Annotated in this window: 24 protein-coding genes; 14 read left to right on the top strand and 10 right to left on the bottom strand. The window is 45.0% G+C overall.

Annotated features, from left to right (window positions below; all coding sequences use genetic code 11):
- Positions 1–3: 3 nt before the first annotated feature.
- The 11 genes from GTQ38_RS10795 to pheS all read left to right on the top strand — a co-directional run bounded on the left by GTQ38_RS10795 (position 4) and on the right by pheS (position 12,969).
- On the top strand, positions 4–1,659 hold the full coding sequence (locus GTQ38_RS10795; RefSeq protein ID WP_161435532.1) for a hypothetical protein: 1,656 nt from the start codon (positions 4–6) through the stop codon (positions 1,657–1,659).
- On the top strand, positions 1,660–2,658 hold the full coding sequence (locus tag GTQ38_RS10790; protein ID WP_161435531.1) for a vWA domain-containing protein: 999 nt from the start codon (positions 1,660–1,662) through the stop codon (positions 2,656–2,658).
- A 38-nt stretch (positions 2,659–2,696) separates the two neighbouring features.
- Entirely contained in the window at positions 2,697–3,743 is a 1,047-nt protein-coding gene (locus tag GTQ38_RS10785; RefSeq protein WP_161435530.1) for a VWA domain-containing protein, read from the top strand.
- A complete protein-coding gene (locus tag GTQ38_RS10780) occupies positions 3,724–4,599 on the top strand; it encodes a tetratricopeptide repeat protein (RefSeq protein WP_238857903.1) in 876 nt (291 codons plus the stop codon). Before GTQ38_RS10785 ends, GTQ38_RS10780 begins: the two co-directional genes overlap by 20 nt.
- Positions 4,596–6,383, top strand: a complete 1,788-nt coding sequence (locus tag GTQ38_RS10775; protein ID WP_394350965.1) for a BatD family protein — start codon at positions 4,596–4,598, stop codon at positions 6,381–6,383. Before GTQ38_RS10780 ends, GTQ38_RS10775 begins: the two co-directional genes overlap by 4 nt.
- A gap of 2 nt (positions 6,384–6,385) precedes the next feature.
- The gene (locus GTQ38_RS10770) at positions 6,386–7,144 is read left to right on the top strand and encodes a tetratricopeptide repeat protein (protein ID WP_161435529.1); all 759 of its coding nucleotides are present in this window, start codon (positions 6,386–6,388) and stop codon (positions 7,142–7,144) included.
- Positions 7,145–7,194: 50 nt separating this feature from the next.
- Positions 7,195–7,497, top strand: a complete 303-nt coding sequence (locus GTQ38_RS10765; RefSeq protein WP_161435528.1) for a hypothetical protein — start codon at positions 7,195–7,197, stop codon at positions 7,495–7,497.
- Between the two features lie 82 nt (positions 7,498–7,579).
- Positions 7,580–9,160 (top strand): SulP family inorganic anion transporter, encoded by a 1,581-nt coding sequence (locus GTQ38_RS10760; protein WP_161435527.1) that lies wholly within the window; start codon positions 7,580–7,582, stop codon positions 9,158–9,160.
- A 19-nt stretch (positions 9,161–9,179) separates the two neighbouring features.
- Positions 9,180–9,806, top strand: a complete 627-nt coding sequence (locus GTQ38_RS10755) for a carbonic anhydrase family protein (RefSeq protein ID WP_161435526.1) — start codon at positions 9,180–9,182, stop codon at positions 9,804–9,806.
- Positions 9,807–9,918: 112 nt separating this feature from the next.
- Complete coding sequence (locus GTQ38_RS10750; RefSeq protein WP_161435525.1) at positions 9,919–11,820, top strand: SulP family inorganic anion transporter; 1,902 nt, start codon at positions 9,919–9,921, stop codon at positions 11,818–11,820.
- A gap of 129 nt (positions 11,821–11,949) precedes the next feature.
- Complete coding sequence (pheS, locus tag GTQ38_RS10745; RefSeq protein ID WP_161435524.1) at positions 11,950–12,969, top strand: phenylalanine--tRNA ligase subunit alpha; 1,020 nt, start codon at positions 11,950–11,952, stop codon at positions 12,967–12,969.
- 332 nt (positions 12,970–13,301) lie between these two features.
- Here the strand turns inward: pheS and GTQ38_RS10740 are convergent, their stop codons facing one another.
- Both GTQ38_RS10740 and GTQ38_RS10735 read right to left on the bottom strand, forming a co-directional pair.
- Positions 13,302–13,814 carry a YciI family protein gene (locus GTQ38_RS10740; protein WP_161435523.1) on the bottom strand — a complete coding sequence of 171 codons (513 nt, stop codon included), beginning with the start codon at positions 13,812–13,814 and terminating at the stop codon, positions 13,302–13,304.
- The gene (locus GTQ38_RS10735; protein ID WP_161435522.1) at positions 13,802–14,275 is read right to left on the bottom strand and encodes a CYTH domain-containing protein; all 474 of its coding nucleotides are present in this window, start codon (positions 14,273–14,275) and stop codon (positions 13,802–13,804) included. Before GTQ38_RS10735 ends, GTQ38_RS10740 begins: the two co-directional genes overlap by 13 nt.
- Positions 14,276–14,329: 54 nt before the next feature.
- Between GTQ38_RS10735 and dinB the strand changes: the two genes are divergently transcribed.
- The gene (gene dinB, locus GTQ38_RS10730) at positions 14,330–15,430 is read left to right on the top strand and encodes a DNA polymerase IV (RefSeq protein ID WP_161435521.1); all 1,101 of its coding nucleotides are present in this window, start codon (positions 14,330–14,332) and stop codon (positions 15,428–15,430) included.
- Positions 15,431–15,481: 51 nt separating this feature from the next.
- Here dinB and GTQ38_RS10725 read toward each other — a convergent pair whose 3' ends face one another.
- From GTQ38_RS10725 to GTQ38_RS10690, 8 genes are all read right to left on the bottom strand, one after another.
- A complete protein-coding gene (locus GTQ38_RS10725; protein ID WP_161435520.1) occupies positions 15,482–15,889 on the bottom strand; it encodes a cupredoxin domain-containing protein in 408 nt (135 codons plus the stop codon).
- 25 nt (positions 15,890–15,914) lie between these two features.
- Entirely contained in the window at positions 15,915–16,463 is a 549-nt protein-coding gene (locus GTQ38_RS10720) for a carboxymuconolactone decarboxylase family protein (RefSeq protein ID WP_161435519.1), read from the bottom strand.
- A gap of 302 nt (positions 16,464–16,765) precedes the next feature.
- Entirely contained in the window at positions 16,766–17,614 is an 849-nt protein-coding gene (locus GTQ38_RS10715) for a helix-turn-helix domain-containing protein (protein WP_161435518.1), read from the bottom strand.
- A gap of 96 nt (positions 17,615–17,710) precedes the next feature.
- On the bottom strand, positions 17,711–19,153 hold the full coding sequence (gene pyk, locus GTQ38_RS10710; protein WP_161435517.1) for a pyruvate kinase: 1,443 nt from the start codon (positions 19,151–19,153) through the stop codon (positions 17,711–17,713).
- A 4-nt stretch (positions 19,154–19,157) separates the two neighbouring features.
- Complete coding sequence (locus tag GTQ38_RS10705) at positions 19,158–19,622, bottom strand: IPExxxVDY family protein (protein WP_161435516.1); 465 nt, start codon at positions 19,620–19,622, stop codon at positions 19,158–19,160.
- A gap of 113 nt (positions 19,623–19,735) precedes the next feature.
- On the bottom strand, positions 19,736–20,473 hold the full coding sequence (rnc, locus tag GTQ38_RS10700) for a ribonuclease III (RefSeq protein WP_161435515.1): 738 nt from the start codon (positions 20,471–20,473) through the stop codon (positions 19,736–19,738).
- 10 nt (positions 20,474–20,483) lie between these two features.
- Positions 20,484–21,734, bottom strand: coding sequence for a beta-ketoacyl-ACP synthase II (fabF, locus tag GTQ38_RS10695; RefSeq protein WP_161435514.1), 1,251 nt, complete (start codon positions 21,732–21,734; stop codon positions 20,484–20,486).
- 112 nt (positions 21,735–21,846) lie between these two features.
- A complete protein-coding gene (locus tag GTQ38_RS10690) occupies positions 21,847–22,080 on the bottom strand; it encodes an acyl carrier protein (protein WP_009778413.1) in 234 nt (77 codons plus the stop codon).
- Positions 22,081–22,322: 242 nt separating this feature from the next.
- Here GTQ38_RS10690 and purN point away from each other — a divergent pair, with 242 nt between their 5' ends.
- Together purN and GTQ38_RS10680 are read left to right on the top strand one after the other, a co-directional pair.
- A complete protein-coding gene (gene purN / locus GTQ38_RS10685) occupies positions 22,323–22,892 on the top strand; it encodes a phosphoribosylglycinamide formyltransferase (RefSeq protein WP_161435513.1) in 570 nt (189 codons plus the stop codon).
- Positions 22,892–23,524 (top strand): ribonuclease H1 domain-containing protein, encoded by a 633-nt coding sequence (locus tag GTQ38_RS10680; RefSeq protein ID WP_161435512.1) that lies wholly within the window; start codon positions 22,892–22,894, stop codon positions 23,522–23,524. The genes purN and GTQ38_RS10680 overlap by 1 nt, the downstream gene beginning before the upstream one ends.
- Positions 23,525–23,543 lie beyond the last annotated feature (19 nt).

The raw sequence follows: 23,543 nt of genomic DNA, 5'->3' as shown, positions 1-23,543 counted from the left end.
AATATGAGAACTCAGGGAGTAGAGGCTGGTAAGATAGCATCGCATTTTTTGCGATATAGTTTACTGTGGCTTTGCCTGGTCTCTGCCCATAGCTACGGCCAAAAGAAACCCGTGGTAAGTTCGGAGGCGGATACCACTTCCATAAAAATAGGTGAGCAAATAAAATTTAAGGTGGTAGTTGAGGCAGACTCTACGGCCCAGGTGATATTTCCCGAAGGCCAGACTTTCGCCCCGTTGGAGACCGTGGAAGCCTATAAGACCGATACGACCCGGAAAAAGGACAGGATCACCCTGCAGAAGACCTATGCCCTTACACAGTTTGACTCCGGCACTTACAAACTACCCACACAGCGCATTGAAATTGATGGCATAGGCTATTTTACGGATTCCCTGGAGGTGCAGGTGGCCACGGTTCCCGTAGATACACTGACCCAGAAAATGTACGATATCAAACCCCTGATGGAAGTTCAGAAGAGCTATTCGGATCTCTTGATAACCATCCTCATCGTGTTATTGATACTGGGAGTGATCGCGGGATTGGTCTACTGGTTCGTACTGAGAAAAAAGCCGCTCACCGAAGAAGAAAAAGAGGCGATGCTTCCTGCCTATGACCGGGCCTTGCTGGAACTCAAAAGACTGGAAAATTCCAAGTACCTCATCCAGGATGAGTACAAAAAATACTATTCGGAGCTCACGGCCATCGTCAGGGCCTACCTGGAGGAAGACGTACATGTTTCCGCCCTTGAAAGTACCACGAACCAATTGATAGACAAATTGGAATTGCTGAAAGATTCCGGGGAACTCCAACTGGAGGAAGAAACCATTCAGCAATTCAAAAAAATATTGCAAACCGCTGACCTGGTAAAATTTGCGAGGTCCAAACCCCCAACTTCTGTAGCAGAACAAGACCGTTTGGCCGTAGAGCAGATCGTTATTAAGACCAAAGAGGCCTTACCGGAACCCACCGAAGAAGAGTTGATGATGCAGGAGGCTTACCAGGAAGAAATGGCAGAAAAAAGACGAAAGAAAAAGATCTATATTGCCGCCGCGTCCTTTGCCGGACTGGTGTTCTTTGCCCTGGCTTTTTCGATTGCTTACTACGGATTTAGCACCGTAAAAGACAGTGTTTTCGGGCATCCGACCAAATCCCTTCTGGAAGGGGAATGGGTTTCCAGCGCTTACGGCTATCCGCCTATAATCGTTGAGACTCCGGAGGTGCTTATCCGTCAGGAGACCGAATTATCTGCAGAGGCCATGGCCAAAATAAAGGAATTACAGGTGTTTAGCTATGAACAACCCAAAGGAATGTTCACGGTGGGCGCCATTTCCACGACCTATACGGATCCGGAAGAATTGAATTTTGAAGAATCCGTGGAGGCGTTTATCATAAATCTGGAAAAGAGAGGAGTAAAGAACATCATAACAAAGGAAGAAGAGTTCACCACTTTATCAGGAGTAAAAGGGGTGCGAATATATGGCAGTGCTAAATTTCCGGTAAACGGATCAGATGAGACCAAAAGCGGAAAGTACAGCGTAATCCTGTTTGGGGGCAAGGGCTTTCAACAGCAGCTTATGCTGTCCTGGCTGGAGGATGACGATTACGCCCAGGAGATCATCGATCGTATTATGAAGTCCATTGAAGTTAAAACAGAGGTCTAGATGTTTCAGGATATAGAATTTGCGAACCCACAATTCTTCTGGTTGCTGTTACTGCTGCCGGTGGCGCTGGCCTGGTACCTTTTCAAAAGAAAACAGGAAACCGCCTCCCTAAAGATATCCAGTACACAGGGTTTCCTTACCAATCAGTGGTTGCCCAAGCTCAAGCCTGTGCTGTTCGCCATGAGAATACTGGCCCTGGCTTCGATAATTCTGGCTATGGCGCGTCCCCAGACGGAAGACATTTCCACCCGTACCAAAACCACCAAGGGGATCGATATAGTAATGGCCATTGACGTCTCGTCCAGTATGCTGGCGCGGGACCTTAAACCCAATCGTCTTTCCGCACTTAAGGAGGTTGCGGCAGATTTTATCAGAAAACGCCCGAATGACCGTATTGGCCTGGTAGTCTATGCCGGGGAGAGCTATACCAAGACCCCAATTACCAGTGATAAATCCATAGTGCTGAGTGCCCTGAGGGAGATTACTTATGGGCAGCTAAACGACGGTACGGCCATAGGTATGGGACTGGCTACTTCGGTGAACCGGCTTAAGGAAAGCAAAGCGATCAGTAAAGTGATCATACTACTTACAGACGGGGTGAATAATTCCGGTTTCATAGAACCACAAACCGCCGCAGACCTTGCAGTTGAGTTCGATATTAAAACCTACACCATTGGTTTGGGTACTAATGGAAACGCCCTTTCACCCATCGCCTACAATGCAGATGGTTCTTTCCGTTACGGGATGCGGCAGGTTGAGATCGATGAAAAGCTGCTGGAAGATATTGCCGAAGTTACCGGAGGTAAATACTTCCGTGCAACGGATAATGAAAAACTCGAGGCGATCTACGATGAGATCAACAAACTGGAAAAAACGGAGATCGAAGAGTTCAAGTATTATAAATACGAAGAAAAGTTCAGGCCATGGGTGCTTTTGGCAGGGGCTTTGCTATTGTTGGAATGGGTGTTCAGAAATACGGTATTCCGCAGTTTTGTGTAAATTTTTGAGATAAGACCCCCTAGGGTCAATAGTTGAATATGATTCAATTAGACGAAAAAATATATTTTTACCTGTTGTCGGTTATTCCGATACTGGTCTTGCTGTTCATTGGCTTGCAGATCTGGAAAAGAAGAACACAGAAGAGATTTGCAGACAGTAGGCTGCTGAGAAGGCTAAGTCCGGACCGATCCAGTTTTAAGGGAGCTCTAAAACTGATTTTTCTGATTATCGGGCTCTTCTTCCTGGTGCTGGGTCTTGTGAATCCTAAAATAGGGACCAAGCTGGAAACGGTTAAAAGAGAAGGGGTAGACATTGTTTTTGCAGTGGATGTCTCTAAAAGTATGTTGGCTGAGGACATTGCGCCTAACCGTCTGGAAAAAGCGAAACGCCTGGTGTCTGAGATCATCAATCAACTGGCCAGCGATCGTATAGGGATTATCGCTTATGCGGGTCAGGCTTTCCCGCAACTGCCGATCACTACGGATTACGGGGCGGCCAAGATGTTCCTTCAGAGTATGAATACCGATATGTTATCTTCTCAGGGGACCGCCATTAACGAGGCTATTGAACTCGCCGCTACTTACTATGACGATGAGGAGCAGACCAACCGAGTGCTGTTCATTGTTTCGGATGGGGAGGACCATTCAGAAGGGTCGACCCTTGATGCGGTTGAAATCGCGGTAAGTGAAGGGATACGTGTCTTTAGTATTGGAGTGGGAAAAGCTAAAGGAGCCCCTATCCCGATAAAGCGCAAGGGAGTGGTTGAAAGCTTAAAAAAGGACAGGAACGGAGAAGTGGTCATTACCAAACTCAACGAAGAAGTCCTAACCGATATCGCTGAAGAAGGAAACGGAGAATATATTAACGGAGCGAATACAGAAGAGGCTGTTGAATTTATCAAGGAACAGCTGGATCAGATGGATAAGAAAGAATTTGAAGCCAAGCAATTTGCAGAGTACAAAGACCAGTTTCAATGGTTTTTGGCGGCAGGGCTGTTATTTTTATTTTTGGATGTTTTTTTCCTGGATAGAAAGACAGGATGGCTGAAAAAATTAAATCTTTTTAATGAAAAGGATTGGGAGTAAGATGAAGCGAATTTGTTTCCTTATTGGCTTGTTTTGTTTGACAGGGCTTACCGCCCAGGAAGATGAGGCAGCCAAAGAAAAGGCGTTAAAGGCTTCCAGGAACCTTACCTGGGAAGCCAACAACGAGCTTTCAGACCAGGATTTTGTAGGGGCTGAAGCCAATTACAGAAGGGCCATTTCCAAAAGCAAGGATAATGCAGCCGCTCCATACAATTTGGGTAATGCCTATTACGAAAATGAAAGCTATAGTGAAGCTTTCGGGCGCTTTAAGCAGGCCGGGGAGACTGCCGCGGAAAAAGGCGGCAAGCACAAGGCCTATCACAATATGGGTAACGTCTTTATGAAAAATAAGGAGTACGAGAAAGCGGTTGAAGCCTATAAGGAAGCCCTTAGAAATGATCCTACAGATGAAGAAACCCGATATAACCTCGCCCTTGCCAAAGAAATGCTGAAAAAGGATCAGCAAAATCAGAATAAGGACGACAACGAGGATAATAAGGACAACAAAGACCAGAAAGAAAAGAACCAGGATCAGCAGAACCAGGGCGACGATCAGGAAAACAAGGAGAACAAGCAGCAGAACGATCAACAGAAAGACCAGGGAGACCAGGGAGACCAAGGCGATCAGCAAAAAGAGCAAAATAAAAAAGGAGAAGGAGACGAGAAAGAAGAGAAGCAAAAACAGCCGGAGCAAGGAGATCAGCAACAGCAAAAACAGCCCAGACCGAATCAGTTATCACCCCAGCAGATAAAGAACTTACTGGAAGCCATGCAAAATGAAGAGAAGAAGGTGCAGGAAAAGATTGACGCCAAAAAAGTACAAGGCGTGAAGCGTAAAAACGAAAAAGACTGGTGAAACGGTATTGCCCTATATACCTGGTAGCATTGTGCTTTTTCCTGGGAACGCATATTTCAGCGATTTCACAGGATAAAAAGGAGGTTACTTTTGAATTAAAGGTCAGCAAAAGCAAACTGGGGATCAACGAGCGTTTACGGGTAGATTTTGAGATGAATCACGATGGCGATAATTTCAGCCCGCCGGATTTCGAAGGTTTCCGGGTGCTTATGGGCCCTTCTCAATCCATTAGCTCATCCTGGATCAACGGGGTAAGGACCTACTCCAAAACCTATTCCTATACCCTGGCGCCAACGGCAAGGGGAAGATTCAAAATAAAGCAGGCTTCTATTGTGATCGATGGGCAGACCTACAAATCCCTGGCCAAGGAAATAGAGGTAACCGCAGCTGTGGACAAACCCAGTGACCAGATGACTGTAGACGATATTGCAGACGAGAATCTGCACCTGATCGCAGAGGTTTCTAAAACCAGACCCTACCTCAACGAAGCCATTAGCGTGGTGTACAAACTTTATGTAAGTCCCTCCATCAACGTCTCGAACTTCAGGCCATTGGACAACCCTAAATACAACAATTTCTGGAGCCAGGATATGCCTTTCAGCAAATACAATATCCAGAACGGTACCTTTAAGGGTCAGCCATACAGGTATGTGGTACTCAAACGTGTGGTACTCTATCCGCAAAAGAGCGGTAAGCTGGAAATAGAGCCGCTCTCGCTGGATGTGAGCCTGGAAGTCCCGACCAATAAAAGGGATTTTTTCGGAGGCCGCATATACACCCAGACCAATAAAACGGTCTCTGCAGGAAGGCGGACCATAGACGTCAAGCCGTTGCCCAGTGCCGGAAGACCGGCCGACTTCAGTGGGGCTGTTGGGGATTTTGATTTTACGGTCACCACCAGCAAAACCAAGTTGAATGCAACTGAATCCCTGCAAGCCAAAGTTGAGGTTAAAGGAAAAGGCAATCTCAAATTATTTCAACTTCCTGAGCCAGTGCTCCCCAGCTCCCTTGAAGTATATGAACCGGAGTTTGAACAAAACGTTCGCACCACCCTGTCCGGAATGCAGGGCAAGGTAAGCAACAACTACACCATAGTACCCTCATACCGAGGAAAATACCCTATTCCCGGGATTTCATTCAGCTACTTCAACCCAAAAACAGGGAAATACAGCACCCTGAGTTCCGAGGAAATCCTCATAGATGTTTTGGAAGGTCCCACGGATGGAAGCGCTGTAGTATCCGGGAATGAAACGTCCGACAGACAACCAGTGATCAGCTCCGGAAACCAGTTTAATTTTATAAAGTTAAAACCCAATCTCAGTGCCATTTCGACTGACCATTTTTTTGGGTCGACCCGCTTTTACCTCTGGCTTACTTTACCCCTGTTGCTAATTCCCCTGGCCATCGTTGTCGGCAAGAAACGTGAAGCGATCGCCAGCGATGTGGCAGGGAACAAAATCAAACGCGCCAACAAACTGGCAAGGAAATTCCTTTCCAAGGCAAAAAAAGAACTGGGGCAGAAAGAGGCTTTCTACATAGCTTTGGAGAAAGCCCTCCACAACTATCTCAAGGCAAAACTCAAAATAGAGACCTCTGAATTCAGTAAAGATAAAATTGCAACTTTGTTGGCAGAACGACAGGTAGATACAGCTACCTCCGAGGGATTCATAGGTTTACTGCAGAATTGCGAAATGGCGCGTTACAGCCCTTTTTCAGATGTACAAATGCAGCAAGATTACAATAAGGCCAGTGAAGTGATCTCTTCAATGGACAAACAGCTTTAGCAATGAAGAAGTGGTTAACAATAGCGTTGGTATTGCTCGGCTTTGCGGTTTATTCGCAAAACGAAGGTCTCTTTAACAGGGCTACAAGCGCGTACAATGAGGGAGATTATGAGAAGGCCATAGAAAGGTATATGGAAATCCTGGATAAAGGACAACATTCCGCGGCTTTATATTACAATCTTGGAAACAGCTATTACAAATTAAACCAGATCGCACCCAGTATTTATTACTACGAAAAAGCACTCTTGCTTCAACCTAATGATCCGGAAATAAAAACCAATCTTTCCTATGCCAGGAATATGACACTGGATGCCATTGAAGCACTGCCGGAAACCAGCCTTTCCAGGATATACAATAGTATTACCGGTCTTTTTACCTTTGACGAATGGTCTTATGTTGGTGTTGGTTTTATGCTGCTTTTTGTCCTTGCCTACCTGGCATTTTACTATTTGCGGTATTCTTCTCATAAGCGAATTGCCTTTGTCACCAGTATGATCTCCCTGATCCTGGTGGTGGTATGTCTGGTTTTTGCCTTTATGCAATACCGGAATTTTGAAACAGACCAACCCGCCATAGTCTTCGCAGAAGAGTCTGTTGTGAAATCAGAACCAAATCAACGGAGTTCCCAGGTTTTTGTACTTCATGAGGGGACCAAAGTCAATGTTCTGGACCAACTGGAGGACTATAGAAAAATTCAATTGGTTGACGGAAAAACCGGATGGATTCAGGCTGAAGATGTTAAATTATTGAAAGACTTTTAATATTCTCTTAACAAATTATACCAGTAATACTATTAATTTAGCGATTAACTATGCGCAGAAAAAATGTACTTTTTGCGCTTTTAGCCGTTTGGCTATTTGCGATCTTTGCACCTCCCGCTTTTTTACTTATCAGCGAGGATAACAGTAGTTTTATGTCCTACAACCTAACGGAAGAAGAGCAACCGGAACAGGAGAAACAGGATACCAGTGAGGAAAAAATAATTCCTGACTTTACAGAGATCGCCGTATTTAAAACATCAGATAAAAAAATGCTTTCTGAAATTTACACTATCCAGGTAATTTCAAACCATGCCCCGGATATCCAACTTCCACCCCCGGAAGGTCGAAGCTGAAAGCAAGTTGCCCATACCCTTTGAGTTATTTACTAACCAGCCTTTGATCTGCGAATTAAGGGCTTAACAACCACCAGTAATCATGTTTAGATATTTAAAAAACGACCTGCCGGCGAGTATAGTCGTATTCTTTGTAGCGCTTCCTCTATGTCTCGGTATCGCCCTGGCTAGTGGAGCTCCCCTGTTTTCAGGGTTAATAGCCGGTATAGTCGGAGGTATCCTGGTAGGAGCCCTTAGTGGTTCTCATATTGGGGTCAGTGGTCCTGCAGCCGGTTTGGCCGCAATAGTACTGGCAGCTATAGGAACTCTCGGAGGTTATCAAAATTTTCTTCTTGCAGTGGTACTCGGAGGAGCAATCCAGATAATGTTCGGCGTTCTCAAGGCAGGTATTATCGGTTATTATTTCCCAAGTTCGGTGATCAAAGGAATGCTCACAGGGATCGGGATCATTATCATTCTCAAACAAATTCCACACTTTTTCGGATACGATTCCGACCCGGAAGGAGATTTCGCCTTTTTTCAAGTGGATGGTGAGAACACCTTTTCAGAAATATTCAATTCGCTGAATTTTATTAGCCCGGGAGCCACAACAGTGGCGGTAATTGGCTTGGCGATCCTGATTCTTTGGGATAAAGTCCTCTCTAAAAAACACAAAGTATTTCAACTCGTACAGGGGCCACTGGTCGCTGTAGTTGTCGGTATTATCTTTTACGTAGCAACCAAAGGAAATGAGGTTTGGGGGATTTCCGAAGACCATCTTGTAAGCGTTCCCATACCGGAAGACGCGGCATCTTTTTTCGGGCAGTTCAGCTTTCCTAATTTTTCGCTGATCACAGATCCGGCCATATGGCTTACAGCATTTACCATTGCCCTGGTGGCAAGTCTGGAAACCTTACTTTGTGTAGAGGCCACAGACCGGCTGGATCCCAGGAAAAGGGTTACCCCGACAAACCGGGAATTATTGGCCCAGGGAACCGGTAATATGGTTTCAGGCCTTATCGGAGGTCTGCCGATCACCCAGGTAATCGTCCGGAGTTCGGCCAATGTGCAATCAGGTGGTCGTACCAAAATGTCCGCGATCATTCACGGGTTTTTCCTTTTGAGTTCCATCATTCTCATTCCACGTCTGCTGAACATGATCCCGTTATCTGTACTGGCGGCTGTCCTGTTTATAGTAGGTTATAAATTGGCCAAGCCTGCACTCTTCAAAAAGATGTATCAATTGGGATGGAAGCAATTCGTTCCTTTCACTGTAACCGTACTGGGGATTATCTTTACAGACCTGCTTGTAGGAATCGGTCTGGGACTTGCCGTTGGTGTGGTGGTTATTCTTATCAAGAGCTACCAGAATTCCCATTTCCTGCATATTGAGGACAAGAGTAATGGAAGGCACAGGATTAAGATGACCCTCGCAGAAGAAGTAACCTTTTTTAACAAGGGTGCCATCCTCAAAGAACTGGATAGTATCCCCAAAGATTCTTATCTTGAACTGGATGTTCGTAAAACCAGGTATTTGGATAATGATATTATTGAAATTCTGGAAGATTTCTCAGAAAAGGCGAAAAACCGGAATATTGATATTAAACTGATATCAGAGCGAGGTGAGGTGGAAAATCCGGACAGTTACATTGAATTTTTTAAACTAAGACCGAAATCGGCCTAAATAATAAACACTAGATCAAATGAAAGCACATACTAAAGAAACGCAGGCTGCTATTACTCCTGATATGGCCATAAGCCTCCTAAAAGAAGGTAATGAACGATTTGTCCAAAATTCCAAGGCAGACCGTGACCTTCTTGAGCAGGTGCGCGACACCATAGGCGGTCAATACCCTTTTGCAACCATATTAAGTTGTATCGATTCCCGGGTCTCCGCAGAGTTGATATTTGATCAGGGTGTCGGAGATATATTCAGTGCCAGGGTCGCGGGTAACATTGTAAACGAAGATATTCTGGGTAGTATAGAGTTCGCCTGTAAGCTGGCCGGAACCAAGGTGGTAGTCGTTTTGGGACACACGAGTTGTGGTGCAGTCAAGGGTGCCTGCGATGACGCCCAGTTGGGAAATCTCACTGCGCTGGTAAGCAAGATCAAACCGGCTGTAGAAGCCGTCACCGAACCGGCTGATCCTGGATTGAGAAATTCAAAAAACGCCGAATTTGTAGATGAGGTAGCGGTCACAAACGTCAATATGACCATTGCGAATATGCACAAACAAAGTCCGGTGTTAAAAGAAATGGAGGATAACGGTGAAATTGCTATTGTAGGAGCGATGTACGACATCAGTAATGGCAAGGTTAGCTTTTTTTAAGTACCTCCTCTAAAGCTTATGTTAAATATGGGCCGGGACGTTCAGTTCCGGCCCTTGCATTTAATAAAAAAGAGTATATTTCTCTTAGAAACAGAAGAACGGCTAACTTCCTATGAACAACTTGTTTTCCAATCTTAAGGGAGATCTCTTTGGTGGAATAACCGCGGGGATCGTTGCCCTGCCTCTCGCCCTTGCTTTTGGGGTATCTTCGGGATTAGGTCCGAGTGCCGGTCTGTATGGTGCCATCTTTATCAGTTTTTTTGCCGCGCTTTTCGGTGGTACGAATACTCAAATTTCCGGGCCAACAGCTCCTATGACAGCAGTTAGTATGGTAGTCATCGCCAGTATAATTGCGGTATACGACGGTAGTGTTGAAAAGGCCCTGCCAGCAATACTCACAGTGTTTCTACTTGCCGGATTGATGCAAATAGGCCTGGGAGTCTTAGGGATTGGAAAATATATACGTTATATCCCTTATCCGGTAGTCTCCGGTTTCATGACGGCAATTGGTGTGATCATCATTATTACACAGATACTGCCTGCCCTGGGCTACTATCCGAAAGAAGACATCTCCTGGGTAAATCCGTTTAAGCCACAAGCAGAAGAACTGATACTGGAGAACATCCTGAGAGAGGAAGCCGGAGAAGGTATCCTGGTACTGGAAGATTTTCAGGAAACCATCCGCAGATCCGGCGAAATCACCGAAGCTACCATTCAGGAAGAAGCACGGACACTGGCAGCAAAGGAAGCTTCGGGAGTCATTGGCGCTTTAAAAGTACTGCCGAAAGCCCTCAAGAACATCAGTTGGCTGGAGCTGATCCTGGCCCTCTCAACCATATTGATCATTTACGGTTTCAAAAGAATTACCTCCGCAATTCCAAGTACGCTGGTGGCCCTGTTGGTGGTCTCTGGTGTGGCCTATGCTTTTGGCATGGATTACAGGCCAATTGAGAAGATCCCTGAAGGTTTTCCCATGCCGAATATGGAGATATTTACCTCCTTTAGCCTGGGTAGCATAAGCCCGTTCATTTTTACAGCACTTACCTTGGCCTTGCTCGGCGCGATAGATTCCTTACTTACCTCTGTTGTTGCTGATAATATGACCAAAACAAAACACAAGCCGAACAAGGAACTTGTGGGTCAGGGAATCGGGAACAGTGTTGCGGCTGTCTTTGGAGGTATCCCGGGTGCCGGGGCTACTATCCGGACGGTGGTCAATATTAACTCCGGCGGAAAAACCCGGCTTTCAGGGATGATCGCAGGGGTTCTTCTGTTATTCATTCTACTGGCAATGGGTCCTGTGGCTTCACAGATCCCGGCAGCTGTTCTGGCTGGTATTCTCATTACGGTTGGAATAAGTGTCATGGACTATAAAGGCCTGAGAGCCATCCCCAGCCTTCCGAAAGACATTAAACTGGGTCCTCTTAAATTGAGTTCAGAGGTGATGGTAATGCTGGTGGTGCTGGTACTTTCCACCTTTTGGAACCTGGTATATGCAGTGGGAATTGGCCTGGTGATCGCCTCGCTGATGTTCATGAAGAAAATGGGAGACCTGACCGCTCAAAGTTCTGATGTAACATCACTGTTAAAGGAAACCGCCTGGGCGGACGAGAAGAGCTTTCCCAAGCGTTTCCAGGAAGAGGTTTTTATCAAACATATCAAAGGACCTCTTTTCTTTGGTGCAACAAGCGAGTTCCAGGTACTTGCCCAACAGATACCAGACACCGCTAAAACCGTCGTCATACGTTTAGGCAGAATGCAGTATATGGATCAATCCGGACTTTATGCTATGGAAGACGTACTTCAGGAACTTCGTAAGAACGGTGTAACCACTCTTTTGGTAGATGTTCTGGAACAGCCCCAATATATGATGGAACGGATTGACATTATTCCTGATCTTATCCCCAGGGAACACATCTTTGATAATTTTGAAGACTGTGTACGTTGGATCAAGCAAAATGTTCCTGACTTGCATAGCTCTCCCACAGTTGCTCAGCCAGGATTATCCAGCTGAGTCCGTTTTTAGATCCCTCTTTTGCGCCCATACTTCAATTACAAGACGAAAAGTTTTACCTTTGCCTTTCGCATTTAATAAATTAGAGCTCTGGAAGCCAGTTAATAGCGAGACACAGTGCCTGAAACAATGATAGACCAACTTAAAGAACACATTTCGGAAGTAGAGCAATTCTCCGCGGACTCTACGGAAGCCCTGGAAGCCTTCAGGATAAAATACCTTGGCAAAAAAGGCATCCTGAATAAGTATTTCGCTGAATTCAAAAACATTCCGAAAGAGGACAAAAAGGCTTTCGGACAAACGATCAATCAGCTTAAGACCGCCGCGACCGAGAAAGTAAACAGTCTAAAAAGTAACCTGGAGCAGTCTGTCAAGGCATCTTCTAAATACGGTGACTTGTCAAGACCCGGCGAACCCATGGAACTTGGAGCCCGTCACCCCATATCTATAGTCAAAAACCAGATAATCGATATTTTTTCGCGTATCGGTTTCAATGTTTCGGAAGGGCCGGAGATTGAAGACGACTGGCACAACTTTACCGCGCTTAACTTGCCTGAACACCATCCGGCAAGGGATATGCAGGACACTTTCTTTGTCCAGACAGATCCGGATATACTGCTGAGGACCCATACTTCCTCAGTACAGGTACGGTATATGGAAAACAATAAACCTCCCATCCGAACCATTTCTCCCGGGAGGGTATATAGAAATGAAGCCATATCCGCGAGGTCTCATTGCTTCTTCCACCAGGTAGAAGGGCTTTATATTGACAAGAATGTCTCTTTTGCCGACCTGAAACAGACCTTGCAATTCTTTACCCAGGAACTGTTTGGCAAATCCAGGATACGTCTCAGGCCTTCTTATTTCCCATTTACGGAACCCAGCGCTGAAGTAGATGTTTACTGGGGTCTTGAAACTGAAACAGATTATCGCATTACCAAGGGTACGGGCTGGCTGGAGATCATGGGTACCGGAATGGTAGATCCAAATGTATTGGACAACTGCGGTATAGATTCAAAAGTGTACTCTGGTTTCGCATTCGGCATGGGAATAGACCGTATCGCGCTCCTATTGCATCAGATACCCGACATTCGTCTTCTCAGTGAGAACGACGTTCGTTTTCTGGAGCAGTTCAGGAGTTCCTTATAGGATTTTCTTCAAATTTTACGGGAAACCCGAAATCAATTCTAACAGCTCTGTACCCCCTCTAAACGGGGCAATTTAGACTTCAATAATTTTGGATAGGGCACAATTTCCTTTTCGCAACTGAAGGCCCTGATTTTTACCGTTTTATCATAGGTTTTCCCTGCGGATGTTCCTAAATTAGAGGTGATAGCTAATTCAAATAATGCAGTTGGGAACCGGGCCGTTTTAAAGTGGAGTTAAGAAATGGCAATGATGTCCTGACCCTTGAATATCTTTTGGTCATTGCCTTGATTTTGATATTCCCGGGTTTCCAATGGAATCATTGCCTTTTTAACTTAACGCAGCGGGAAGCCTTTTGCCGCCCACCACGGATGCACCTCTATCACGAGACGCCCCGCTTTTACCATAGGATCCAAATTGGCAAGGCTATCTGCCATTTCAAGGGTTGGGGTATTGTAGATCGTAATCCCCCGTATTTCGCCATCATCCCCGAAAGGACCGGAAATATCTGCAAAGCCCTCTTCGTACATCCTACCCAAATGGGCCAGGTGAAGCCTTTGCAAGCTATCCGTTTCCTCTTTGGATTGCGAACGATTGGGACCGCTTTTCAGGAAGGCTATGAAATACTGCTGCATGAGCACTGTATCTCCACTTTCCTCATCCACATAATCAAATATCTCAAAACCGTTGGCAAGGAGTTCTTCCCTGAGCTGAGATACTGATTTCTCAACCTCTTTGGCATCGGTGATTTCCACTTTATGCTCAGCCTGCGTTTCCCTACAGGAACTAATCAGGACCACTATTAATAAAGCAGTTCCAATAAGGAAGATTTTCTTTATGATTTCCATTTTGTAAAAGGTTGTTTACTCAGTTGTGAATTGTAATAGCGCGGGTCTCCCGTCACCTCCTTACCTAACCAATCAGGTTTGGAATATGCCTCGTTCTTGGATCCCAACTCTACCTCAGCGATCACCAGCCCTTCGTTCGCTCCGTGAAATTCATCTACTTCAAAAATATGACGGCCTGCCGGCACTTCGTATCTCGTCTTGCTGATCATGCCATCCTCACATAGTTGAAGCAGGGCTTTGGCATCAGCTCCTGTAATCTCCTTTTCCCATTCAAAGCGGGTGGTTCCCTCTTTATCCGACAATCCTTTTACAGTGATGGTCCCCGATTCTCCTTTGAGACGGACCCGAACCGTACGCAGGGGATGGGAATTCAAAAAGCCCTGGTATATCTTGTTTTTGGAAATTGCATGCTGTTTATAAACATCGGAAGTAACCAAGAATTTCCTTTCAATTTCTATCATCCCTAAAGCGATTTTACCCCCCTCTTTCAAGCTAAATATACCTTAAATTTGTTTATGTCCTACGATTTCCCATTGCGAAAGATCATTCACGTAGATATGGATGCCTTTTACGCTTCCGTTGAACAACTGGATCGTCCGGAGCTCAGGGGAAAGCCTGTGGCCGTGGGAGGTGGCTCCAAGCGAGGGGTGGTATCTGCAGCCAGCTACGAAGCAAGAAAATACGGGGTCAGAAGTGCGATGAGCGGATATATCGCGAAGCAAAATTGCCCGGACCTCATCTTTGTAAAACCCAGGTTCGACCGTTACAGGGAAATCTCGCTGCAAATACGTGCTATTTTTTTCGAGTATACCGATCTGGTGGAACCGCTTTCACTGGACGAGGCTTATCTGGATGTGACAACAAACAAAAAGGGAAACCCATCGGCCACACTGATAGCGAAAGAGATCAGGCAGCGGATCTTTGACGAATTAGGTCTTACCGCCTCGGCAGGGATCTCTATCAATAAATTTATAGCCAAGGTAGCCAGTGATTACAACAAACCCAATGGACAAAAAACCGTAAACCCGGAAGAGGTGATCCAGTTCCTTGAAGATCTTGAGATACGCAAGTTTTACGGTGTAGGTAAGGTTACTGCCGAAAAAATGTACAAGCTTGGGATCTTTACCGGAAAAGAACTCAAAGAACGTTCCCTTGAATACCTTCAGGACACTTTCGGTAAATCCGGCAGCTATTATTATCAGGTAGTCAGAGGCATACATACCAGCGAAGTAAAACCTCACCGCATACCAAAGTCCGTAGGGGCGGAAAGGACCTTTAGTGAGAACCTGAGCAGCGAAGTGTTTATGCTCGAAAAGCTTGAGCAAATAGCCGTGGAATTGGAAAGGCGTCTCAAAAAGAATAGGCTGGCAGGAAAGACCATAACCCTAAAGATCAAATACAGCGATTTCAGGTTACAGACTCGTAGCAAAACACTGCCGTATTTTGTTTCGGATAAAAACCTCATCCTGGATACGACCAAAGAACTGCTCTACCAGGAGAATCTGCAAAATTCGGTTCGACTACTCGGTATTTCCCTGGCCAATCTAAATACCGAAAAAAAGAAAACCGAACCTAAGGAAGATTCGGTTTCCATTCAATTGAAATTTGATTTTTAGACGGCCCGCCTCACCATCAGGGCCTTCTCTTTTCCACATAAAATTGGGTACTTACTCTACTATTAGCGTGTTATCGGTAGCCGTTGGATTTAAGGGACAAAAGTATACGTATTCTCCCCTCTCCAGTTTTGTAGGCTTAGAATGCTGGGTCTTTCCGGTGGCAACAGCTTCTGTTACATAGGCTGTCTGGATGTGATTCTCAGGCTTGCTGATGTCTTTTCCCTTTTCTACCAAAACAAAGCCGACATCATGTCCCACATTGTTATTGTGGATCTCGAAAACATAGGTGCCAGCCTTTACAGTCAGTTCCTTTTTAGTGAACTCACCGGGGGTTTGCTCAAGGCTGATCACCTCTGCTTTGTCTTTCATCATTTTGTCGTCCTTCATCATTTTGTCCTGGGCATTTCCGCTAACCAGCGCTCCAAGAGCCAATACAAATACTGCGATTAAATTTTTCATCTTTAGATATTTAAATAGTTTATAATTATGCTATTACGGTTTCAAGAGGTTGGGCTGCTGGAAAGTCAACAGGCACCTGGGTGGTTTTGTGTACATAGTTAGAGATGGTTTTATCTCCTACCAGTACGATGGTGTCAATAAGGTTTTCTTTGGTCCAACCAGCTGCAAAGAAATTGTCCACTACATCCTGACTTGCTGCACCTCTGTTTTGGGTTATATTTCTTGCCAATCTGGCCAGGGCGTCCAGCCTGTTGTCAAAAGATGCTCCTCCTGCTCTTAGTTCAAGTACTTGCTCATCTGTAAATCCGTTCATTTTCCCGATGGCGGTATGAGCGGCAAGACAGTAATCACAAGCGTTAACTTCACTTACCGCGAGGTTTACCACTTCTTTTTCCTTGGCTTTAAGGGAAGTTTTTGCATTTGAAAGGGCCAGGTAATTGGCTAATGCGTTTTCTGAATAGGCGTAAGTGGCATAAAGGTTAGGTACAAAACCTACCGCTTTTTCCAGGTTGTCAAATATCGCCTGGTTGTTTTCACTTACTTCTGCTCTCTGAGGTACATTAAATTTACTCATGGTGTTTGCTTTTTGTGTCAATATCTACTAATGACTGTTATTACTTTATTTACTTTTTAGCTACATAGGGTTTCTCCGCATCGCAATAGTAATCGTGTAGCTGCTTGTGCTCACAATGCGTTTTAGTGTTCAGTGTTTGCACGGCAGGTTTCATCTGATGCCGAAAAATTTCAATAAGGTTGAAAACTGATTTTGGTTTGAGATTCATCTTGCCAGTGATTTTAATTTTACACTGCAAAGATGCGCCGCAGGATCAGGCAAGTGTTATTATGGATTGCCCGACTACTTGTACAAATTTCCCTTTAGACGGCTGCCGTCCTGATTTCGCGGTATTGGGAAGGGGAATAGCCAGTCATTTTTCGGAAAAAACGGCTAAAATGAGCAGGGTCGTTAAAACCGAGATCATAGGCGATCTCCTGGTTCTGTTTGTCGGTAAAATTTACCAGCCTCTTGGCTTCTAAAGCCAATCTTTCCTGAATTATCTGCTGTGGTGATTTCTGGTTGTAGATCGCAAAAAGATTGGAAAGCGTTTTTGGGCTCTTGTAAAGCAAATCCGCGTAATCGCTAACTTTACGCTTCTCCTTATAGTGAAGGTCCACCAAAAAATTGAATTTGCGAATGGTGTCGATCTGGTCATTATTGAGCCTTTTTACGATCCGCTGTTCTTTGGCCAGACGGGTACATATGATGATCAACCGCTTTAAAAGCATCTGGAGCATATCGCCCTGAATGACGTCCGGATTGGAAAACTCGTCCAGAAAAACTTCGAACAGAATATTAAACTTCCTGAGCTGATCCTGTGGTATGGTAATTATTGGCAGGTCCTGGGTACCAAAGAACAGAATCCCGTTACAGGAAACCTCGCTGTCATGATCAGAAATGCAATAGAATTCTCTATTAAAGGTAAATGCAGTAAGTTGGTTTTTGGTGTTTTTATAGGATACCTTTTGCAGATAAGTAGTGGTAACCAGTTGATTGGGTAAAAGAGTGACCTCAATCTCATCCACTTTAAAGCATACCGGGCTATCGCTGCGATTCCAAAGGATATGAATGGTCTTTTCTCCGATGGAAAAATAGTCCTTATCCTTTTTGATGTCCTCGGTCAGGCCGAAGATCGATCCCATTTTGGGGTTTGTAAATTCGAATCTCATAACAGACAGTTCAGTGCTCAGGTATTACACCAATATCAGTCTGGTTTTTGCATAAATACTTACTCCTGGACTAAGCGAGCCCAGATACAGGCCTCCTTAGAAGGTACAGGTCTCTATTTCTGTAACTCTTAAGGTATTGACCATCCCTTTGTCTTTGATGGGCATGGCCGCCAGGCTGATCAGCATATCCCCTACATCCAGGAATCCTTTCTTGCAGGCGATACTATTCACATCTTCTATGGTTTCGTCCGTTGACACAAACCTGTCATAATAAAAGGCCTTTACACCCCATAACAGGTTGAGCTGCGTCAATATCCGCTTATTCGATGTGAAAACCAGGATATGGGCGCTGGGGCGCCAGGCTGAGATCTGAAAAGCAGTGTATCCACTGTTCGTTAGCGTAGAAATGGCCTTGGCCTTTATCTCATTGGCCATAATTGCCGCGTGGTAGCACACAGACTTGGTAATATATCTTTTAGTGCGAATATGAGGGGGGTCGTGAGGCACCTGGATAAGCGGAGAACCTTCAACACTTTTTAAGATCCCGGTCATTCTTTCTATTACCTGGACCGGATAGTTCCCGACTGAGGTTTCCCCTGAAAGCATCACCGCATCGGCGCCATCCATAACCGAATTCGCAACATCGTTTACCTCGGCTCGCGTAGGGGTGAGGCTGGTTATCATGGTTTCCATCATCTGAGTGGCAATGATCACAGGGATCCTGGCTTTTTTGGCCCGTAAAACCAGCTTTTTTTGTATTAGCGGTACCTCCTGGGCCGGAACTTCCACCCCCAGATCTCCCCGGGCCACCATAAGGCCATCACAATAGGCAACGATCTTGTCGATATTATCTACCGCTTCCGGCTTTTCAATCTTAGCTATGATAGGGATCTTATGTTCCGAATGCTCTTTGATGAGATTCTGAAGATCAATAAGGTCCTGGCTATGGCGTACAAAAGATAAAGCAATCCAGTCTACCTCCTGAGAAATCGCAAAAATGGCGTCCTGGACGTCTTTTTCGGTTAGGGCCGGCAGGGAAATATCTGTATTGGGCAGGTTTACACCTTTTTTGGATTTTAGGGGCCCTCCCTGTAAAACCCTGGCTCTCACCTCATCCTTTTTATTGGTAGAAAGCACCTCGAAAATGAGTTTTCCATCATCCAGAAGAACGCGTTCTTCCGGCTTAACGTCTTTAGGGAAATTATCGTAGTTCATATAAACCCGTTCCGAGTTCCCCTCGAAAGCCTTACCGGTTACAAAATTTATCTCGTCACCCGGATCAACCACCACTTCCCCGGCCATGACCCCAACCCTGAGTTTAGGGCCCTGAAGATCTGCCAGGATGGAGGTATAAACCCCAAGTTCCTCGTTCAACTCACGTATCATTTTTACCCGGTTCGCTACATCGGCATAATCCGCGTGGGAAAAATTAATTCGAAAGACATCTACCCCTGCATTGATCATGTCCCTTAAGGTATCTTTCTTATTGGTAGCCGGGCCCAGCGTGGCAACGATTTTGGTTTTTTTCTTGCTTGGCATGCCGCTAAAATATTAGGTTTTGCTTAGATTTTAGTTTGTCGGTTTCGATATTATAGGCCATGATAACTTTGGGGACGGACTGTATAGTTTTTAGGATTAGTTCGTCCTCCTCAGGATCTTCCTGATCCACTTTCAAAAAGTAATCCACTTCTTTGTATTCCGGAACCAGCTGTCTTTTTGTATAGGATGGTTCGTCACTAAATAGTCCATCAAAATTGAGATCCGTTTCCGCTTCGCTCTGGTTCACGATAAGGGTCCAGTATCTTTCTGAAAACTCATCTTTCCATTCAAAATAGGGAAAAAGGGTTTGGTCCGAAAAATCCAGGTCTTTTTTAGATCTTTCCAGGCGGACCTTCAAAGCTGCATTGATAGCATAGGCCAGGGCGTAATCCTCCAGGTCACTGTGTATTGCCGTCAGTGTGAAAGATTCTTCGTAAAAGTCCTCCAGAATTTTAAGTGTTGTCGCCATAATCCAAACCAAGCAGTAAAGATATGATTAATCCCTTTACGAGTCTAGTGATCAAATATGTAATGCGTTAATTAGAGGTTACGAAAACGTTGCAGTACTGGAAAATTTGAGGTTTATTGCTTATTCATCTTGTCCTGCAAGGCAAAAAAGGCCCTTTTGGAAGCTTTTTCCTCCGCTTTCTTTTTCGAGGTAGCCCTGGCCTTGGCCATTACCTTATCGTCTATGGTAAGCTTTACCGCGAAATGCTTAAGTGGATCCATTCCGGTATCCTCGTAAACCTTGTATTGGAATTCTTTTTTCTGTTTCTGGCACCACTCAATGACAAGACTTTTATAGCTGATCACTTTTCCTTCCAATTGCTCAATATCAACATAAGGTTCTATAACCCGTTCATTGATAAATTTTTCGCAATACTGATAACCCCTATCCAGGTAAATGGCTCCAACAAGTGCCTCGAATACGTTCCCGTGAATATTGTCTCCAAAATGCGATTTGGGTATCCTGCTCTCAACAAATTTGATAAGGTTGAGGTCTTTTCCCAGTTCGTTCAAATGCTTCCGGCTCACGATCTTAGACCGCATTTTTGTCAGGTAACCTTCGTCTCCCGCGGGTACTTCGCTATACAGATGTTTGGAAATTATAGTTCCCAGCATGGCATCTCCCAGGAACTCCAGACGCTCATAGTTCATAGGATTACCCTTAGCGTCCCTTTTGTTCGCCGATCGGTGAAGAAAGGCTTTCTTATAAATGTCAAGTTTTTTAGGCTTAAATCCCAATATCTTTGATATCCCTAAAAAAAAATCCCCATCCTCCTTAGAATGGGAATTGAATATATTACTAGGGAAATTCATTCATTTGGGATTAGCTGATTTTTTTGAAAAGGATACATGCATTATGTCCTCCAAAGCCAAATGTATTACTCATCGCCACTCGGACCTCCCTTTCCTGGGCCTTGTTAAGCGTGAGGTTTAACCTGGGGTCAATTGTTTCGTCAACCGTTGAGTGATTGATAGTGGGTGGTACCACTCCGTGCTCCATGGCCAGGATAGAAGCGATTGCCTCAATGGCTCCTGCTGCACCCAGCAAGTGCCCGGTCATCGATTTTGTGGAGTTTATATTGATATCCGGTGCATGATCTCCAAAGACCTGCGCAATGGCCTTTAGTTCCGCTACATCTCCTAAAGGTGTGGAGGTACCATGTGTATTGATAGCATCAACCTCTGACGGGTCTATTCCGGCATCCTTCAGACAATTTTCCATAACACGTACCACTCCGATTCCTTCAGGATGTGGTGCGGTCATATGGTGTGCGTCGCTGGAAAGACCTCCTCCGGCAACTTCAGCGTATATCTTTGCGCCTCTGGCTTTGGCGTGCTCGTATTCCTCCAGGATCAGTCCTCCTGCACCTTCTCCCAATACGAAACCATCCCTGGTCGCATCAAAGGGACGGGAGGCTGTTTCCGGACTGTCATTCCTGGTAGAGAGCGCATGCATCGCATTAAACCCTCCCATTCCGGCAATGGTCACTGCAGCCTCACTTCCTCCTGTAACGATCACGTCACAATGCCCCAATCGAATGTAATTCAACGCATCGATCATGGCATTTGCTGATGAGGCACAGGCCGAAACCGTTGTATAGTTAGGCCCCATAAATCCGTATTTTATGGAGATATTCCCCGGTGCTATATCCGCGATCATCTTAGGAATAAAGAAAGGATTGAACCTCGGCGTACCATCCCCGGCAGCGTAGTTCAGGACTTCTGTCTGAAAAGTTTCCAGGCCGCCGATTCCGGCACCCCAGATCACCCCTACGCGGAATTTGTCCAAAGCGTCCAGATCCAGGCCTGAATCCTTAATGGCTTCATCCGAGGACACCAGAGCGTACTGCGCAAACCTGTCCAGTTTGCGTACCTCTTTCCTGTCAAAATATTCGCTGGGATCGTAATTCTTAAGCTCGCAGGCGAACTTAGTTTTGAATTTTTCAGTATCGTAATAGGTAATCGGGGCACAACCACTTTTGCCATTCTTCAAGCCTTCCCAGTACTCCTGTATATTGTTTCCTATTGGTGTCAAGGCCCCAAGACCGGTAACCACAACTCGCTTTAACTGCATTGAACCAAATTTTTATTAGCCGTCTTACCCAAGTGTAAATTAAAAAAAATTATCCATGCAGCATAGGTCACCGCATGGATAAAATCAAAATCTTATTCAAGATATCATTAAATTATTTGGCTTCCTCGATATAGCTTATAGCTTGGCCAACAGTTGCAATATTTTCTGCTTGATCATCAGGGATCTGGATATCGAATTCCTTTTCAAATTCCATTATCAACTCTACTGTATCCAATGAATCTGCCCCTAGGTCGTTCGTAAAGCTTGCTTCAGCTACAACTTCATTCTCATCAACACCCAACTTATCCACAATGATAGCTTTTACTCTTGATGCAATGTCTGACATAATTATTTTGGTTTTTAAATTTAAATCGTTGGCAAAAATAAAAAACTTTGGATTAATAACACTATATGGCGATAAAATGTACTGTAATTTAAGCATTTTCGTCTCAAGAGTACTACTTTAGCTCAAAAATTTCGGGCCCTCTGCATGCGTGTACCGCAATTGTCTGATCTTATTTAAATTAGGGCTTAGTTGCTGTCAATAAAGGGCCTCAGCGTGATCTGATTAACAATTTATCCACAGAAATGAAACGCATCGTACTCTTTGCTTCTGGTTCCGGGTCTAACGTAGAGAATATTATACGATTTTTTAAAGACCGTCCGGAAATTACGGTTTCCTGTGTACTTTCGAACAAGAGAGATGCCAGGGTTTTGGATCGTTGCGCAGCCCTGGATGTAAGCGCCATCTATTTTAACCGGCACGCATTCTACCACTCGGATACTGTTCTGGATTTCCTTAGGTCGCAAAAGCCGGACCTCATCGTCCTGGCCGGATTCCTTTGGAAGGTACCGGAAAACCTCGTCGAGCATTTCCCTGATAAGATCATAAACATTCATCCGGCCCTTTTGCCAAAATACGGCGGAAAAGGCATGTATGGCTCCCGGGTACACCAGGCAGTTAAAGAAAACCAGGAGCGGGAAACCGGTATTACCATTCATTACGTAAATGAAGCGTATGACGAAGGTGCGATCATTGAACAGGTACGCATACCAATATCCCCGGAAGATGGGGTAGACGACATAGCCCGAAAGGTGCATGAGCTGGAATACAAACACTTTCCCCGTGTCATTGCAGGGCTTTTATCTCAGGATTGATGGCAAAAAAGAAATTCTATGTGGTTTGGAAAGGGAAACGCCCGGGTATTTATCATAGCTGGGATAAATGCCTTGAGCAAATCAAAGGTTTCAAAGGAGCCCAATACATGTCTTTTTCTTCCCTTTCTGCGGCAGAAGAGGCATATAACAGTAATTACAGCGCTTATAAGGGTAAGAAGAAATCTTCCCCGGAACTTTCAGCCCGTGACCTTCTGAAAATAGGACAGCCCAATTTCCATTCCATTTCCGTGGATGCGGCTTCCAGCGGAAATCCCGGCAAAATGGAATACCAGGGAGTAGACACCAAAACCAAAAGACGGCTTTTCAGGCAGGGCCCATACAAGGAGGGAACTAATAATATTGGAGAATTCCTTGCCATAGTACACGGGCTGGCCTATCTCAAAAAACGCAAAAGCGACCGCATTATTTACAGCGACTCGCGCACGGCAATCAGTTGGGTTCGAAAGAAAAAATGCAACACTCAATTGAAAGAGAACAAGAACAACCGGGAACTTTTTGAGTTGATCCACAGGGCGGAGAAGTGGCTAAATGCCAACGATTACAGCACGCCTATAGTTAAATGGGAAACCAAAGCCTGGGGTGAGATCCCGGCAGATTTTGGCAGAAAATAAGCCCCGCGGTTTATTAGTT

It is taken from the genome of Poritiphilus flavus, from assembly GCF_009901585.1.
GTDB lineage: Bacteria > Bacteroidota > Bacteroidia > Flavobacteriales > Flavobacteriaceae > Poritiphilus > Poritiphilus flavus.
The sequence above is the reverse complement of the archived record's forward strand: the minus strand, read 5'-3'. Positions and strand labels throughout refer to the sequence as shown.